This window comes from Staphylococcus piscifermentans (genome assembly GCF_900186985.1).
In the GTDB taxonomy this organism is placed as follows: domain Bacteria; phylum Bacillota; class Bacilli; order Staphylococcales; family Staphylococcaceae; genus Staphylococcus; species Staphylococcus piscifermentans.
On record NZ_LT906447.1, the window covers coordinates 373,577 to 390,375 of the forward strand.

Annotated in this window: 16 protein-coding genes and 1 tRNA gene; 10 read left to right on the forward strand and 7 right to left on the reverse strand. The window is 40.0% G+C overall.

Annotated features, from left to right (window positions below):
• Positions 1-184: 184 nt before the first annotated feature.
• From CKV71_RS12355 to CKV71_RS12375, 5 genes are all read right to left on the reverse strand, one after another.
• Positions 185-1,033, reverse strand: coding sequence for a hypothetical protein (locus CKV71_RS12355; RefSeq protein WP_157738574.1), 849 nt, complete (start codon positions 1,031-1,033; stop codon positions 185-187).
• A 69-nt stretch (positions 1,034-1,102) separates the two neighbouring features.
• The gene (locus tag CKV71_RS12360) at positions 1,103-1,561 is read right to left on the reverse strand and encodes a hypothetical protein (RefSeq protein WP_157738575.1); all 459 of its coding nucleotides are present in this window, start codon (positions 1,559-1,561) and stop codon (positions 1,103-1,105) included.
• 15 nt (positions 1,562-1,576) lie between these two features.
• On the reverse strand, positions 1,577-1,783 hold the full coding sequence (locus tag CKV71_RS12365) for a hypothetical protein (RefSeq protein WP_157738577.1): 207 nt from the start codon (positions 1,781-1,783) through the stop codon (positions 1,577-1,579).
• 9 nt (positions 1,784-1,792) lie between these two features.
• Positions 1,793-1,975 carry a hypothetical protein gene (locus CKV71_RS12370; RefSeq protein ID WP_157738579.1) on the reverse strand — a complete coding sequence of 61 codons (183 nt, stop codon included), beginning with the start codon at positions 1,973-1,975 and terminating at the stop codon, positions 1,793-1,795.
• A gap of 27 nt (positions 1,976-2,002) precedes the next feature.
• Positions 2,003-2,773, reverse strand: coding sequence for a hypothetical protein (locus tag CKV71_RS12375; protein WP_157738581.1), 771 nt, complete (start codon positions 2,771-2,773; stop codon positions 2,003-2,005).
• On the opposite strand from CKV71_RS12375, the gene CKV71_RS12380 reads away from it, so the two are divergent.
• The 8 genes from CKV71_RS12380 (at position 2,766) to gtfB (ending at position 13,203) form a co-directional block, all read left to right on the forward strand.
• Positions 2,766-3,041, forward strand: a complete 276-nt coding sequence (locus CKV71_RS12380) for an LPXTG cell wall anchor domain-containing protein (RefSeq protein ID WP_157738583.1) — start codon at positions 2,766-2,768, stop codon at positions 3,039-3,041. The two genes, CKV71_RS12375 and CKV71_RS12380, sit on opposite strands and share 8 nt — an antisense overlap.
• A gap of 83 nt (positions 3,042-3,124) precedes the next feature.
• On the forward strand, positions 3,125-4,336 hold the full coding sequence (secY2, locus tag CKV71_RS01580; protein WP_095103118.1) for an accessory Sec system protein translocase subunit SecY2: 1,212 nt from the start codon (positions 3,125-3,127) through the stop codon (positions 4,334-4,336).
• 15 nt (positions 4,337-4,351) lie between these two features.
• Positions 4,352-5,902, forward strand: coding sequence for an accessory Sec system protein Asp1 (gene asp1 / locus CKV71_RS01585; protein ID WP_095103119.1), 1,551 nt, complete (start codon positions 4,352-4,354; stop codon positions 5,900-5,902).
• A complete protein-coding gene (gene asp2 / locus CKV71_RS01590; RefSeq protein ID WP_095103121.1) occupies positions 5,892-7,424 on the forward strand; it encodes an accessory Sec system protein Asp2 in 1,533 nt (510 codons plus the stop codon). Before asp1 ends, asp2 begins: the two co-directional genes overlap by 11 nt.
• Positions 7,425-7,429: 5 nt before the next feature.
• Entirely contained in the window at positions 7,430-7,936 is a 507-nt protein-coding gene (asp3, locus tag CKV71_RS01595) for an accessory Sec system protein Asp3 (RefSeq protein WP_095103123.1), read from the forward strand.
• Positions 7,929-10,319: an accessory Sec system translocase SecA2 gene (gene secA2, locus CKV71_RS01600; RefSeq protein WP_095103125.1), complete on the forward strand. Its 2,391-nt coding sequence runs from the start codon at positions 7,929-7,931 to the stop codon at positions 10,317-10,319. The genes asp3 and secA2 overlap by 8 nt, the downstream gene beginning before the upstream one ends.
• Before the next feature lie 15 nt (positions 10,320-10,334).
• Complete coding sequence (gene gtfA, locus CKV71_RS01605; RefSeq protein ID WP_095103127.1) at positions 10,335-11,858, forward strand: accessory Sec system glycosyltransferase GtfA; 1,524 nt, start codon at positions 10,335-10,337, stop codon at positions 11,856-11,858.
• The gene (gene gtfB, locus CKV71_RS01610) at positions 11,851-13,203 is read left to right on the forward strand and encodes an accessory Sec system glycosylation chaperone GtfB (protein WP_095103129.1); all 1,353 of its coding nucleotides are present in this window, start codon (positions 11,851-11,853) and stop codon (positions 13,201-13,203) included. The genes gtfA and gtfB overlap by 8 nt, the downstream gene beginning before the upstream one ends.
• A gap of 161 nt (positions 13,204-13,364) precedes the next feature.
• Here the strand turns inward: gtfB and CKV71_RS12385 are convergent, their stop codons facing one another.
• Positions 13,365-13,460, reverse strand: coding sequence for a type I toxin-antitoxin system Fst family toxin (locus CKV71_RS12385; RefSeq protein WP_126557823.1), 96 nt, complete (start codon positions 13,458-13,460; stop codon positions 13,365-13,367).
• A gap of 648 nt (positions 13,461-14,108) precedes the next feature.
• Entirely contained in the window at positions 14,109-15,128 is a 1,020-nt protein-coding gene (locus CKV71_RS01615) for an AlkA N-terminal domain-containing protein (protein ID WP_095103131.1), read from the reverse strand.
• A 133-nt stretch (positions 15,129-15,261) separates the two neighbouring features.
• On the opposite strand from CKV71_RS01615, the gene CKV71_RS01620 reads away from it, so the two are divergent.
• Positions 15,262-15,351, forward strand: a tRNA-Ser gene (locus CKV71_RS01620).
• Positions 15,352-15,520: 169 nt separating this feature from the next.
• Entirely contained in the window at positions 15,521-16,726 is a 1,206-nt protein-coding gene (locus tag CKV71_RS01625; protein WP_371685100.1) for a putative glycoside hydrolase, read from the forward strand.
• Positions 16,727-16,799 lie beyond the last annotated feature (73 nt).

Genomic DNA, 16,799 nt, shown 5'->3' on the forward strand with positions numbered 1-16,799 from the left:
TGAGTGCAAGCTTGGCAGAAAGCCATGCGACATCAACAAGTGTTTCTGAAGCTATCAGTGAAAGTTTATCGGCAAGTCATGCAGCGTCAGATAGTACCTCATTATCAAACAGCACTAGTCTATCGACGGTATATTCAGATTCAGCAAGTACATCTGTATCAGCAAGTGAAAGTTCAGCTGACAGTTATTCTGCATCAGCGAGTCTCTCTGAAATAACGAGCACTAGCTTATCAACGAGTCTTTCAGTTGAAGAAAGTGAAGAAACTTCAGTCAGAAATAGCTTGATAGCGAGTGATGCTGCTTCTGAAAGTACTTCAACGTCGATGAGTACGAGTCTTTCAGATAGTGGTTCACTATCGATTCGCATATCTGAATCACTCAGTGAAAGTCTATCTTCAAGTGAGGCATTATCAGAAAGTGCTTCTGAACAATTAAGTACAAGTTTGTCGGCAAGTAATTCTTTAAGTAATGAAGTTTCTACAGAACTTAATGAATCAGAAAGTACGTCCGTTTCAGAAAGCGCATCAACTTCTGTAAGTAAAAGTACATCTGAAAGTGAAGCCAATTCAATCAGCAAGTCAGATTCTCTAAGCCAAAGTACTTCAGAAAGCACTGAATACCAAAATAGTGTTTCGTCTTCTACGAGCGAGAGTACTTCTATAAGCGAAGCGAACTCAGAGAGTACGTCAGACTCTTTAAGTACAAGTGCTTCACTTAGCGAGGCTAATTCGATGAGTAAATCTGAGTCGCTAAGTACGAGTGCTTCATTAAGTACTATTAATTCAACAAATATATCTGATTCTATGAGTGCGAGTGCGTCAGAAAGTACTTCTAACTCAATGAGCAAGTCAGACTCATTACGTTCAAGCACATCTCTAAGTGATGCGAATTCGTTAAGTAAATCAGATTCACTCAGTGCAAGCACTTCATTAAGCAACGCATATTCAGCAAGCAAATCTGATTCCATGAGTACAAGTACATCATTAAGCGATGCAAACTCAGAGAGCAGATCAGATTCTCTAAGTTCAAGCACATCTCTAAGTGATGCACATTCTATGAGTGCTTCGGATTCTATAGTTGCAAGCACTTCACTCAGTGTTTCTCATTCAACAGATGCTTCAGAATCCATGAGCGAAAGTGCTTCATTATCTGACATGACCTCACTTAGTACAAGTGAACAAGTCAGCACATCACTATCGACAGTAAAATCAACTTCGCTCAGCACCAGCTTGTCGTTGTCCGGTTCTACAAGTGTCAGCACTTCTGAATTAACGAGTGAGAGTCTATCTGAGAGCGAAGCGGAACGTGAAAGAGAGCATGCATCTGAACAAGAGAGCTTATCAACAAGTGAATCATTATCAGAATATAATTCAGAACAAGTGAGTATGAGCTTATCCGTCAGCACATCATTAAGCAATGAAAATTCTTCTGAACTGAATGAGTCAGAACAACAATCTGCTTCATTAAGCACTTCCGCTTCATTGAAGGAAAGTACTTCAATCAGCGAAGATAATTCAATGAGTAAGTCAGATTCCTTAGTGGCAAGTGAATCGAAGAGCACTTCATTCTCAATGAGTCAGTCGAATTCTATCAGCAACAGTACTTCGATCAGCGAAGAAAACCAAACAAGCCAATCAATGTCAGTAAGTGCAAGTACTTCTGAAAGCACAGCAATCTCAGAAAGTAGATCGGCATCTCTAAGTGCCAGTACTTCACTGAGTGATTCGAATGCGATAAGTATAGCGAATTCATTGAGTAATAGCGCTTCAGTGAGTGAAACCAATTCAACAAGTCAATCAGAGTCTATTCGTACAAGCTCATCATTAAGTGATGCACAATCACTCAGCAAATCAACATCAGTAAGCAGCAGTTTATCTGTCAGTGATTCAGCGTCCAACAGCAAATCAGTTTCAATCAATACAAGTACTTCGCTATCTGATTCGACTTCAGTGAGCACAAGTGAGCGTTTAAGCACTTCTTTAAGTACTTCAGCGTCGACTTCTCAATCAGCATCAACAAGTGTAAGCATGTCATTATCGGACTCAACAAGTATCAGCGGTTCTAATTCACTAAGTACGAGTACATCGTTGAGCCCGTCAACATCATCCAGTGAGTCAGATTCGGAAAGCTTACCGCCATCTGAAAGTGCATCGACATCCATCAGCGATTCCGAATCAGCCAGCGTATCAGGTTCGATTAGCGAATCCAACAGTACAACACCGTCAGAAAGCACATCAACTAGTACGAGCGAGTCAATGAGCTTACCGCCGTCAGAAAGTACATCGACATCCATCAGTGATTCCGAATCAGCCAGCGTATCAGGTTCGATCAGTGAATCCAACAGCACAACACCGTCAGAAAGCGTATCAATCAGTACGAGCGAGTCAATGAGCTTGCCGCCATCTGAAAGCACATCGACATCCATCAGTGATTCCGAATCAGCCAGCGTATCAGGTTCGATCAGTGAATCCAACAGCACAACACCGTCAGAAAGCGTATCAATCAGTACGAGCGAATCAATGAGCTTGCCGCCATCTGAAAGTGCATCGACATCCATCAGTGATTCCGAATCAGCCAGCGCATCAAATTCGATTAGCGGCTCAATCAGCACAGCACCATCGACTAGCACATCAACATCAGTGAGTGAAAGTGCATCTATGGAGATACCATCATCTGAAAGTACATCAACATCTATGAGTATCTCTGAATCTAGCAGTACATCAGAGGCAGTAAGCAACTCAATATCACAAAGCTTGTCGATTGAAATGAGCAACTCAAGCAGTGAAACCGTCTCAACATCTGAAGTTCATCACAGTCAGTCTATGAACTCAGATCAAACTTCAACAAGCACAGCACCACCTGAAACTCAGTCTTCAGAGAACGCGACATCGACACATGACAAAGTTAATAAATTGCCGGATACGGGTAATAATGAGAATAATAGAAGAGGTCTCATTCCAGCTGTAGCCGCAATGTTAGCAGGCTTAGGATTACTAAAAAGAAAGAAAAAAGACAACAAAGAAAATAAAGATAAAGAGTAATAATCAATAAAGGTAAAGGTCCGCCAGTACAAGCATACTGTGCTGGGGCCTTGCCTTAATTTTTTAAATAAAAGAGGATTAACATGAAAAAATATCTCAAAGATTATGAATATAAAATTTTATACAAACGCATTATTTTTACATGTTGGATTCTGATTATATACATATTCGGTACACACATCCCAGCCATTACAACGGAGAGTACTAACACTTCTATCAGTGAGTTTTATAAAATGACTGCCGCGAATGTCGGCGGAGATTATCGTGCGCTCAATATATTCTCTCTCGGCTTAGGTCCATGGTTGACTGCCATGATATTTATGACCTTGATTTACTACAGAGATTCAGATCGCATGTTGAAACAAACACGTCGCGAAAAGAGTACGAAAGAAAAGATATTCACCTTGATATTAGCCGTAATTCAAGCATACTTTGTCGTCTTCACCTTACTTTCACACGCGCAAATAGAGCTGAGTGAAAAATGGTTGATTATCTTAGTGTTAATCAGCGGGGCAATGATGCTCGTGTGGTTATCCGACTTAAATACAAGATACGGTATTGCAGGACCGATGCCCATCGTCATGATAAGTATTATCCGTTCAATTATGCGACAGAAGATAGGATTCTCAGAGTTGGGACCCGTCTTACTGATTTCATCACTGCTTGTATTGTTGATTATTTTATTAGTATTAATTTTTATTGAAATTACGGAATATCGTTTACCTTATCTAGACATTATGGATATTTCCTCCCGCAGAGAACATACTTATCTCGCTTGGAAATTAAATCCAGGCGGCAGTATTGCCATTATGATTAGTTTCGCCGCTTTCTTTGTATTGAATAGTGCAATTAATCTGATTGTCCAATTTTTCAATTCGAAAAATAATGAGGTGCTTAATTTCTTAGATTTTTCTACGCCTATAGGAATTACAATCTTCTTGTTACTGCAACTCGTGCTTAGTTATGGTATTTCGCGCTTGATATTGGATCCTAAAAGAAAAGCGAAAGACTTTAAGAAGAACGGCAATTTCTTTCCTGGTGTAGATCCGGGTAAACCGACCTATCAATATTTGGTACATAAAGCCCGTCGTATTAGTTGGCTTGGCGCTTTTATTGTTACCGTTATTATTGGGATCCCGTTATATGCGACGTTACTGATTCCGCAATTTTCAAAGGAAATTTATCTATCTGTACAAATTATCGTCTTAGTTTATATCAGTTTAAATATTGTAGAAACTGTAAAAACATATCTGTATTTCGATCAATACAAAAGTTTCTTAAATCGTTATTGGTAAGAAAGGAGGGCTAACATGAAATATTTAATTCCAGCTTGGTATCATGAAGATGAATGGTGGCGCGATAAGGCCATGCCGTTTTACGAGACACATTTCACCACAGAATTTGATGATATGATCAGTCTCGGAAATATGTTGGCGAAACATAATAAATCCTTCGAACTTATTTGTTTAAATTATCATTCCGAGTTGCGTAACTTTTTATATCGTAACGGTCTCTTTGAATCCTCCTATTGGTCAGTGTTTGATGCTATACAAGGGTTCGAACCAGCGACCCCGCAACCGATAGATTATCGCGACTTGCATTGGCCGCAAGGAACAGAATTTATTTATACACCGTATATTGTGAAGGCCTATACAGGCGCACATACTTCTTCGAATATTTATATGAGCCAAGAAGGTTATATGACTTGGATTGAAGATTATCAAGATGATCAAATTGATAAAAGATATATCTTTGACGACCGCGGTTTTCTGTCGAGTGTGACTTATTTTAATCAGCAAGCACAACCTGAAAAGATTGCGTATCTCAATCGTGAAGGTCATATAGTGATAGAGGAACACTTAGATACGGGGAAAGTAGTGGTTGCTGAAGCCTTTCACGATCAATTCAAACAAGCAGAGTATCCATCAATGAAAGAAGTCATCCAGGAATACTTAGCGGCCTATATAGAAACGCATCAGAACCCGCACAATACCTATATTGCAGCTTCTGATTCAAGACATAATGCATTGCTGACTGAAGTTATCAACGGTCAGCACCTGACGTTTTCACTTTTCAGTCGAAGACAGCCTGAACTGAGCACTTCAGATTTACAAACTATCAGTACAGCGCAACATTGGTTGGTAGATTCCCAGACCCAAGCAGCCCAACTTAAGCAATACAGAGAAGATACAGAACTTGCCACAGACATCATGCAACATACACCTTTTCCAGCGACTATCTTGCCGAATTTAAGCAGCCAATTGCACGAAACAGAAATCGGTTTGATGATTGATGGGTTAGCGCTGGAAGAAGTGAATCAACAACTCGATGTCTTAATTCCTTATGTGCAAGAAGGGGAAGACTTGCGGTTAGTATTGCTGACACGCCATTCACGTTCCCAACGCGCAGAAGCATTAAAAGACCGTATCGATGAAGTGAACGAGGCCTTTGCGAAAGCACAGCCGGGTTATATGCTGATGGATGAAACACAAATTGCCGAATTAAAACTGGTGCGTTTCGAATTTATTCCTTTTGAAGCAGATATTGTGAAACTCATTTCAACATTGCGAATCATGATTGATTTGAATCACGAACCCGATTTATTTTTACAAATCAGCAGTATCAGTGCGGGCATTCCGCAAATTAATTGCCAACCCACAGAATATATGAAAGATAAGGCAAACGGATTGTTGATTAGCCGCAATAGCGAACTCCCGCAAGCACTCGATACGTTTTTAATCGGCTTGAAGAATTGGAACTTTGCATTTGCCTATTCAGTGCAACTAGTAGAAGCCTATTCTTCAGAAAAACTAGTACAGCAACTCAATCGATTGATAGAAGGTGAAATACATGGTGCGTAAATTCAGAGCACTTCAAATCGGTCCCGACAATTACAAGGAGGCATTTGAGACACAAAGCGAGATAGATTGGCACTATGTCAACGACGATAATATAGAACAAGATTTCGAAACCATCTGCAGCGAGATGCAAGCAGAGAAAGCCTTTGAGTTTATTCTCATTCAAACACCCTACACCGAGAATTTGGCCGCGTTGCTAGACATCATCAGCGAACCGTTCAATACGTACGTTGAAAGTCCTTTTTGGGAAGAAAGATTTGGACAGTTCAGTGCTGCAAGAAAGTACTTCTTCAGGGAAGTGATGGGAGAAAACACAGCGGATTTAATCGATAAAATTAAAACAATCGGTTTCTCCGGTCAATACGGAGATAAAGTCAGTACGATAGATGCTTTAGTCAATCCGGCGTTTACAGGCACAATGCAATATAACGGCAATGTGAATGTTGAGTTAGAAGGAGATTACGGAACTGACTTCAACCCGCTCATCCATTGGAAAACCATTTTGACCGCGAATAAGAATAAAGCTAACGATATTTGGCCTGAATTTGAAATCGAAGGGGATGTACAGCTTCAATATACTTTCAGAGTCGGTGACAACAGTGCGGTCGACCGTATTTTAGAGACGTATACATTCACTCAAGATGAATTAAGCGAACCCATTACCATCCACAAACAGCCCATCAACTGTTACATTGCAGTATCAATTAAGGCGAAAGGGTCAGGCAAAGTTAAAATCGGTCCGGTACATAAACGTTGGTCCCGTTTAGATTTCGGCGACTTTATATTAGGCGGTCATCGTTATACAGATACCGATCGCGATGAATTTATTTATTATTTCAATCCTGGAGATTTAAAGCCGCCGCTGAACGTCTATTTCAGTGGTTATCGTCCTGCAGAAGGATTTGAAGCCTTCTTTATGATGAAAAAAATGGGCGCGCCGTTCTTATTATTCGGTGATCCGCGACTTGAAGGCGGCGCTTTCTATGCAGGTTCTGAAGAATATGAAAAGGCCATTACACAAACGATTAAAGATACATTAGCTGAACTTAATTTTTCAGACAGTGATTTAATCATGTCAGGATTATCCATGGGGTCTTTCGGGGCATTGTATTATAGCGGGAAATTAAGACCTAAGGCGATTATTGTCGGCAAACCACTCGTTAACATGGGAACGATTGCTGCCAATATGCGTTTAGTCCGCCCGAATGATTTCGGTACGATGCTCGATATTTTACTCAAGAATGAGCATTCGAATGAGGACATCGCAATTCAACATCTTAATGATAAGTTCTGGAAATACATGAAGTATAACGATTTATCCGATACGACCTTTGCGATTGCGTTTATGGAACAAGATGATTATGATTCGCAAGCGCATAATGACTTAGTAAATTATTTTGGTAAACAAAAGGTGAAAATTATCAGTCGCGGTATTCCAGGTCGACATAATGACGACACGCCGACCATCGCCAATTGGTTTACCAACTTCTACAATATTATGCTCAGAAATGAGTTTGGGAGATAGATAGTATGGCAGAGACACAGCATTTCAATGTTTATTGGCGACAAATTAATCAGTCCACTTTCATGTACGGGGCGCGACTTCAATTTCAATCTGGCGGCGCTCAGTATGATAACCGTTTGATGCCTTCAGGAACCGTCATTCATGAATGGTATATGCACACGAATTTTTATACTGACCGTGCCTTTCCTGCTTTACCTTTTCTGAAAAAAGGTATCACATATCGTTTTAAATTCCATGTGACTGCTGTACCAGCTAACACCGTTTATTTTAAGATTATTTTTTTAAAAAGAAATGGGACAGAAGCGGCGACGTTTATTGCGAAAGATAAAGAAATTGATATCGAGATGCCGGAAGAGGCTTACGAATACCAAGTGCAAATGATTAATGCGGCAATGGAATCCCTGCATTTCGAACGGATTGAAATTATTCCAGAAGAACAAGTCGCAGCGACATCTCATCCTGCCGATACGTTAGAGGCGTTGCGCCAAGAGGGAGGTGGCAGAGATGGCTAATGCTATGCAACAGACGATTAATCGCCTGCGTTTATGGTCTTTAGAGAAAACTTTGCGTAAAATCAATCAATTGAGCGACACGATGGCTGCCAAAACCGACGCTGAATTGCAGAAACAAACGGCTATCTTTAAAGCAGCACTGCAAAATGGCAAAACTCTAACCGATATTTTGCCGGAAGCTTATGCTACAGCACGTGAAGCCAGCAAACGTGTACTCGGTATGTATCCGAAAGATGTACAAGTACTCGGAGCTATCGTCTTGCATGAAGGAAATATTGCAGAAATGCAGACCGGTGAAGGCAAGACGCTGACCGCTACTTTACCGCTCTATTTAAATGCGTTAAGCGGGAAAGGTGCTTTCTTGGTGACTACGAATGATTATTTAGCTGAACGTGATTATGAAGAGATGCGTCCTTTATATGAATGGTTAGGTTTGACCACGTCGTTAGGCTTTATCGGCGGCCCCGATTATGAATATCAGCCTGGAGAGAAACAAGCAATTTATAATGCGGATATCATTTATACGACCAATGGCCGTCTAGGCTTTGATTATTTGATCGATAATCTGGCGGATTCATTAGAAGGCAAATTTATGCCGGATTTGAATTACGCATTGATTGATGAAATTGATTCCATTATTTTAGATGCGGCTCAGACCCCTTTAGTGATTTCAGGTGCACCGCGTGTACAGTCGAATTTGTTTGAAATAACGAAACAATTTGTTCAGACTTTGGAAAAAGACCGTGATTTTAAAATTGATGAACGTAAGAAGGAAGTATGGCTGACTTCAGCAGGCATTCAAGCGACCCGTGATTATTTCAATGTGCCTGATTTATATGAAGCACGTCATTTAGATTTAATCCGTAATATCAATTTAGCATTACGTGCGCGTTATTTATTCGAGGCGGATATTGATTATTATGTCTTGAAAGGCGAAATCGTCTTAATCGATCGCATTACTGGCCGCTTACTGCCCGGAACTAAATTACAATCTGGCTTACATCAAGCAATTGAAGCCAAAGAGGATATTGAAATCACCAATGATATGAGCATCATGGCAACCATTACGTTTCAAAATTTATTTAAGCAATTCAATCAATTTTCAGGAATGACGGGTACAGCTAAACAAGGTGAAAAGGAATTAAATGACTTGTATAGCAAAATTGTGGTGCAGATTCCGACTGATAAACCGGTTCAGAGGGAAGATTATAAAGATAGAGTATTCATGACGATTGAAGATAAGAATAAAGCACTGATGCAACGTTTATTGGAGCTATACCAGTCCAAACGCCCTGTACTCTTGATTACACGCACAGCCGAAGCAGCAGAACAATTTTCGATGTTTCTTTTTCAAAATAATATCCCGAATAATTTGCTGATTGCTCAAAATGCAGCCAAAGAAGCGCAGATGATTGCAGAAGCGGGACAGCTTGGAGCAGTGACAGTAGCTACGAGTATGGCTGGACGCGGAACGGATATAAAATTAGAAGAAGGAGTGGCGGAACTTGGCGGATTAGCCGTCTTGGTGCATGAACATATGGATAACAGTCGTGTGGACCGGCAATTACGCGGGCGTTCTGGACGACAAGGAGATCCGGGGTCCTCGCAAATTTATATTTCGCTGGAGGATTATGTAGTGAAGCGATGGGGTAATACCAACTTGTTAGAAAATGACAAACTAAAACAACAAGACGCTGCAGAATTAGAACAAAGTCCGCTCTTTCGACATAAAGTCAGCAAGATTGTACATAAAGCGCAACAAATTTCAGAAGAACAAGGGATTGCGGCCCGTGAAATGGCGAATGAATTTGAAAAAAGTATCAGTATACAAAGGGATTTGATTTACAAAGAGCGTGATAACATACTGGCATTGAATAATTTCGGCCAATTTGATTTAGAGCGCATGGCAGAAGATGTTTACCGTCAATATGTGCAAGATAATTGGGGTCGACTGGATGCCGACAACTTGCGTTCCTATATTTACAAAAATGTCAGCTTTGATTTTAAAGGTGATTTTGAAGCGGAAATATTAGAGAGCCAGAGTGCTGTAATTAACTTTTTAGTTCAGTTATTTCAAACGCAAAAACGCAGACAAGCTGAGACATTAAATGATGCGGAAATGTATCATGAGTTTCTGCAGAAGTGTGTCTTAAAGGCCATTGATCAGGGTTGGATTCGACAAGTCGATCATCTGCAACAACTAAAGGGCAGTGTGAATAATCGTCAAAATGGCCAACGTAATGCAATTTTCGAATATCATCGCGCTGCTTTAGAATCCTATGAAGCAATGGGCGAAGAAATTAAACATAATATGATTCGCAATATCAGTTTAAGTATGGTGACCTTTGGCAAGAAAGATGCAATGATTATCCATTTTCCATAACTAGGGGGAAGTAAAGTGACAATTTACAATATTAATTTCGGTATTGGCTGGGCGAGCAGCGGCGTAGAATATGCGCAAGCGTATCGTGCTAAGCTCTTAAGAAATTTTAAACATCCATTAAAATTTGTATTTATTGATTTGATTCAAAATGAAAATATTCAAACGTATACCGAAAATATGGGCTTTCAAGATGATGAAGTCATTTGGTTGTATCAGTACTTTTCAGATATTCCTATAGCGCCGACAACTTATACTGTCGACGATTTATTAGATACTGTTCAGAATCAAGTTGCGCGTACAGAACAAGCTGGCGCCGTACGTCGATTATTTATGCCGGGTAATCAAAACTTTATTACTTGTTATTTGAAGGATGCAGAAGGTGATATTGTCAATCGGGCTGAGTTTGTGGTGAATGGCAATTTGATTCGTAAAGACTTCTATTCGTATACACGCATCTATTCCGAATTTTATGCTCCTTTTGAACAACGCGCTAAAGTTTATCTGCGCCAATTCTACAATCAAGATGGTTCGATTGCCTATCAAGAATTTATTGATGGCGACCGCCATATGTATAGCTTTAAAGATGCTAAGTTTTATAGTAAAGAGGCCTTTGTCGCTTACTTTATGGAACAATTAGACCTTACTGCAGATGATGTGGTGATTCTTGATCGCGCTTCTCATGAGTTGCACATCGGTCAGGCAATCTTACAACATAAAGGGGACAGTAAACTAGGCGTAGTGGTGCATGCAGAACACTTTAGTGAAGGCAGCACCAATGACGAAACGATTTTGTGGAACAATTATTATGAATACCAATTTAGAAATGCACCTGAATTTGATTTCTTTATTACAGCTACCGATCTACAAAATGAAATTTTAACCCAGCAAATGCAATATTATCAAGATCACACACCTAACATCCATACGATACCAGTCGGCAGTTTGCATGAATTAAGCTATCCTGAAAAAGGAGAGACACGCCATCCTTACTCGATTATCAGTGCCTCACGCCTCGCTTCGGAAAAGCATGTTGATTGGTTGATTCGTGGTGTCGTTAAAACTAAAGCAGTGCTGCCCGAAATTACCTTTGATATTTATGGTGAAGGCGGTGAACGCACTGCCTTGCAAGACTTGATTCAAGAATTAGGAGCAGAAGATTATATCCACTTACACGGGCATGTCAACTTGGCTCAAATCTATCCTCGCTATGATTTATTTGTTTCTGGGTCAACGAGTGAAGGTTTCGGCTTAACCTTGATGGAAGCTATTGGTGCAGGCTTAGGAATGATTGGATTCGATGTCAAATATGGTAATCCGACATTTATTGAACATGGAGAAAATGGTTATTTGATCCCTATTGATTTGAAACAAGATCGCTTAGATGAAATTACAGACCGGATTGCGTCACGTATCGTGGATTATTTCCAAGGAAATACTGAAGCGTTTCATGAGAAGTCGTATGAGATTGCAGAGGCATTTAAAACAGCGCACATTCAAGAAAAATGGCGCAACTTGATAGGAGAGGTGCTCAATGATTAATCTGTTCGAACGTTTTAATCAACCGACTGAAACACTGTATCATTCAATGTTAGAAGCTGGGTTGGACCATTTAACAGTCGTATTAAATGATGATGGTTTTTTACCAGAAGCAGTGACTTCGCCTTATCGTTTTTTTGCGGAAAATGAAATCAAAGACAGTGATCACCCATTATACTTTAATGAAATAGAAATTCCACGGTTCTGGAATATTGAAGGCGATAATAATCAAGCGGTCATTAAAGATATGGGAGAAGTACGCGGTAAGATTCACTATCAACCTAATTACAAACAGCGTATTGTCAGTAACGTGGAGTGGTTAGATCCGCAAGGCTTTGTCCGCTACCGTGACCATTATGATCAGTTTGGAATACGTTTTGCCCAAACCACTTATGATTTACGGGGTGTCGCGATTTTGAAAGAATATTTCACACGTGAAGGAGAACCGCTGATTTATGTCAATTACACTACCTCCAATTATGTACTGACTTGGCATGGAAAGGATTACTTCTTTGAAACGGAAGTAGACTTCATTGTCTTTTATTTAGAAATCATGGGAATAGATTTAGACAGCTTTGTGATTAATCATCTAGGTACACCTTTATCAGTAGTTTATAATTTAGGCGCTGAAGGCCACGATTATGTAGTATGGCAAGAGCGTATTGATGTGAATGCTGCATTGCCGGGGAATATGCGGTTAGTTTTAAATGAAGGTGATGCCAATCGTTCGTCCCGTGATTTCACCTTGATCGTACCAGAACGTCAAGAATATGACCGGATTGTTGGAAAAGTAGGAGATGCTGAAAGGGAGAAGATGGAGTTAGGAGGCTATATCTATCCCTTCGCACGCCACAACCAATTTACTTCTAACATTTTGACGATGACCAATTCGGATCAAATCGAGAATTTAGAAGAGATTGTGAAACTCAGTCCGCATTTGAAATTTCATATTGGGGCTTTGACTGAAATGTCTTCGGAATTGTTGGCAATGGAACGCTATGACAATGTAAAACTCTATCCATCGTTGGAACGCGAAACGGTGAAGAAGTTGTATAATGATTGTGATATTTATTTAGATATTAACTCAGGTAATGAAATCTTAGATGCAGTTCGTCGTGCCTTCTTAGCGGATATGTTAATCTTCGCTTATCAGGAAACAGCGCATAATTTAAAATATGTTAATGATAGTGCAGAGGGGACCGTGCATAAGACTGCAGATTATCGCGAATTGATGCATCAACTGCACCAGACTATAGATAATCATGGAAAATGGCGGACGTTATTGAAACGTCAAAAACAACAAGCGAATGTTGTAGATGTTCAAACGTTCAAACAGTTATTTCAGTGATGGTGGATTAAGATATTAAACACTATATAATCAAGATATAATTTTGCATTTTTCTATACTCTAGTGTTATAATTTGATTAACAAGGAATCTAGTATAGATGCACCAATCCCCTCACTATTGCGAGTAGTGAGGGGATTTTTGTAAGTGTGGCTAGGGTCGTCTATTTATTATTGCGATTACGTAGCCAATGCGTAAATAACGCAATAATACAACCACTGATGACTGTGGCCGTGATGTGAACAAGGAATTCTAGCATAAAACAGCACCTCCTCTCTGCGTTCGTATTGACGCCTGAGAGATAGACGACCTTTATATTATACCATCAGTAAAGATAGATTATAATATTAAACACAGTATGTTCACAGACGCTGCCAAAAATCGAATTTTGCATTTCTGTATACTTTAGTGTTATATTTTAGTTAACAAGAGCTTCGTGCATTATATGCACCAAATCCCCTCACTATTGCAGTAGTGAGGGGATTTTTTAGGTGTAGCCATGGTGTGAGAGTGTGCGTAACTGTCTAGGCTGCCACTCATCGCCTATACAAATCAAGGGCGAAGTGTCTAAGCTGCCACTCATCGCCTATACAAATCAAGGGCGAAGTGTCTAAGCTGCCACTCATCGCCTATACAGATCAGGGCCGAAGTGTCTAAGCTGCCACTCATCGCCTATACAGATTGGGGCAAAAATGTATAGGCTCGCACTCACTGCTTATACAGATAGGGGTCAAAGTGTCTAGGCTGTCACTCGCTGCTTATACAGATCAAGGCCGAAGTGTCTAAGCTGCCACTCATCGCCTATACAGATAGGGGTCAAAGTGTCTAGGCCCGCACTCGCTGCTTATACAGTTTCCCCTCTCCCCGCTAATTAGCTATAACCTATATAAGGCATTTCAATTACATTTTACATATTCCATAAATTAACGACTGCATAACTGCGTAAAGGACGCCAAGCTTCAGAGGCGGTTAATCGTGCTTTAGGTGTGTCGTAGTTCGGCATTGCATTTTTAATACCGATATCAGTTTCTAGAAAACTGTCGGTGTAACCCAGTGCACGCATGCCGATATATTGTGCCGTCCAGTCACCTATGCCTTTGATTGCTAAGAGTTGTCGCATCTCAGCTTCAGCAGCTTGCATCTGAGCGATGTGAGAAGCTGAAGAAAGGTCAGCTCCAACGCCTTTTACTAAAGGATTCAAGTGAATTTGCCCTTCAATAAGAGCCTCAGCTAAAGCAGCTATAGTATTGGAACGCCGTCCGGTAATGCCTAAGGGACCTAATATATCTGAAATAGGAATCTCGCTATGCATTAATTGCACGAATGATTCAGGAATAGGAAACAATGTATCTAAGTCTTCGATTCCCGTGTCAAAGGGTGTACCTAATGCACGTACTAAACGGCCAGAAAGGGTAGTGGCTGCTTTAACGGTAATCTGTTGACCTAAGATTGCACGTACTCCTAATTCAAATCCATTAAAGGCGCCGGGTACACGTAACCCTTGAGTAACCCACTGCTCATTTAAAGTTGTAGTGATAATTTCTGGATTAACGTCTAAATCAAATAAATGCCGTAATCTCTGGACAACTTCACGCCATTCAGGTATTAAACTTGCACTCATCTCTACCGTGAGTGCGTTGCTCTCCAAGTTTTCTTTTACCCGAAGCCAGCCCTTTACAGTTCTATGTGAAAAGGGAGGACGCAGCAAGACGGTACGTGCGTAATGGTGATCTTGGACGGTTTCTACGCCTGGAATAGCCCGCTTGCCTAAGTAATCTATTATAGCAGACCAGATGTAGGGTGGTTGGTAGTATAAGTTGAAGTGCAAGGATTGCTGGTACCAACTGGTATCGACGGGTGCAGTGGTCCAAGTATTTGTGTTTAAGTTTTCTTTAAAGGTACGGATAAATAACTGTTTAAATTGCATCGATTTCACTCCTTATTATTTCTTACCCGATTTAAGCAACCCCCTTGAAATCTCTATGGAAAAATTTTAAGGTAGAGACTGTCGGTGTTGAATTATCATCAATTTGCAAAATGAAACACTGTCACAAGAGCATGGAGAAGTACCCAAGCACGGCTGAAGGGATCGGTCTCGAAAACCGACAGGAGCTTAACGGCTCGCGGGGGTTCAAATCCCTTCTTCTCCGTTGAATAAAGTACACTGGATATAGAAGGCCAGTGTGCTTTTTTATTTTTTTCATAAATTAATTGCTAGCCCTCAACAATTTCGTTAAGCTTAGTAAGAATAGAGATGTTTATAATTTTCAGTCTTAAAATGTATAAATATATTATAGCTCTATATCTGAAAATAAGGGGATGGGAAAGATGAAGCGCATGTTGACAGTTGTAGCAGCGAGTACATTGATTCTGACTGCTTGTGGCAGTAATGATTCGACATCAGAAGATAAACACAATAAACAATCTGCCAACCACAAACAATCCGAACAGCAAAAAGATAAAATTAAATATCCAAAAGATGGTGTGAAAGGTATTTATGTTACACCTGGTTCATTGCAAGGAGAAAAATTTGATGAATTGATTAAATTTATCAATGAAACAGAATTGAATGCTATGGTTATTGATGTTAAAGATGACAGCGGTAATATTACGATGGATTTAAATTCAGATAATAAGCTGATTCAGAAAAATACAACTGAAATGGTAAATCTGAAAAACCTGATGAAAACTTTGAAGAAGAATAACATTTATCCGATTGCACGTGTAGTAACATTCAAGGATTCACGTTTAGCTGAGGAACATCCTGAGTGGTCTTTTAAAGAGCAAAATGGTCAAGTTTGGGAAAGTGACGGTGGGGATAAATTCTTAAATCCGTTCAGCAAGCAGGTATGGAATTATGATATTGATGTAGCGAAGGCAGCGGCTAAAGCAGGTTTCAGAGAAGTACAATTTGATTACGTGCGCTTCCCGGAAGGCTTCGAAAATATGGATAAGCATTTGAAATATACCAATGGCAATTATAAAGGCGACGATATGAATCATACGCAGCAACGTGTCGATACGATTTCTAACTTCTTGAAGACTGCACGTAAAGAAATCCATCCACTTGATGCGCAAATTTCTGCGGATGTCTTCGGTTATTCTGCGACAGTTGAAGAAGCGCCTGGTATAGGGCAAAGTTTCCCTAAGATTGCTGAGAATGTAGATGTAATATCTTCGATGATTTATCCTTCTCACTGGAATCCAGGCGACTTCGGTATTGAACACCCTGACTTAGAACCGTATAAAACAGTAGATAATTATTTGGATAAAGAAGAAGCGGTATTGAAAAAAACTGGAAAGCATCATCCTAAAACGCGTCCTTGGCTGCAAGATTTCACTGCAAGCTATCTAGGTGAGGGGAATTATAAAGAATATGATTCCAAAGAAGTTTCCGAACAAATTCAAGCTTTGCGCGATCATGGAGTTCATGAATTCTTGTTGTGGGATGCTTCTGGAGATTACACTAAAGGTGTAGATTATACGCCCGATAAAAGTAAAAAGCAAAGTGATAAATCACAATAATAGTTATAGACTGAGCCTTTGTTTGAGGTTCAGTTTTTTGTTGTCTAAAAGTTGGAAAATAAATCTAGTTTTA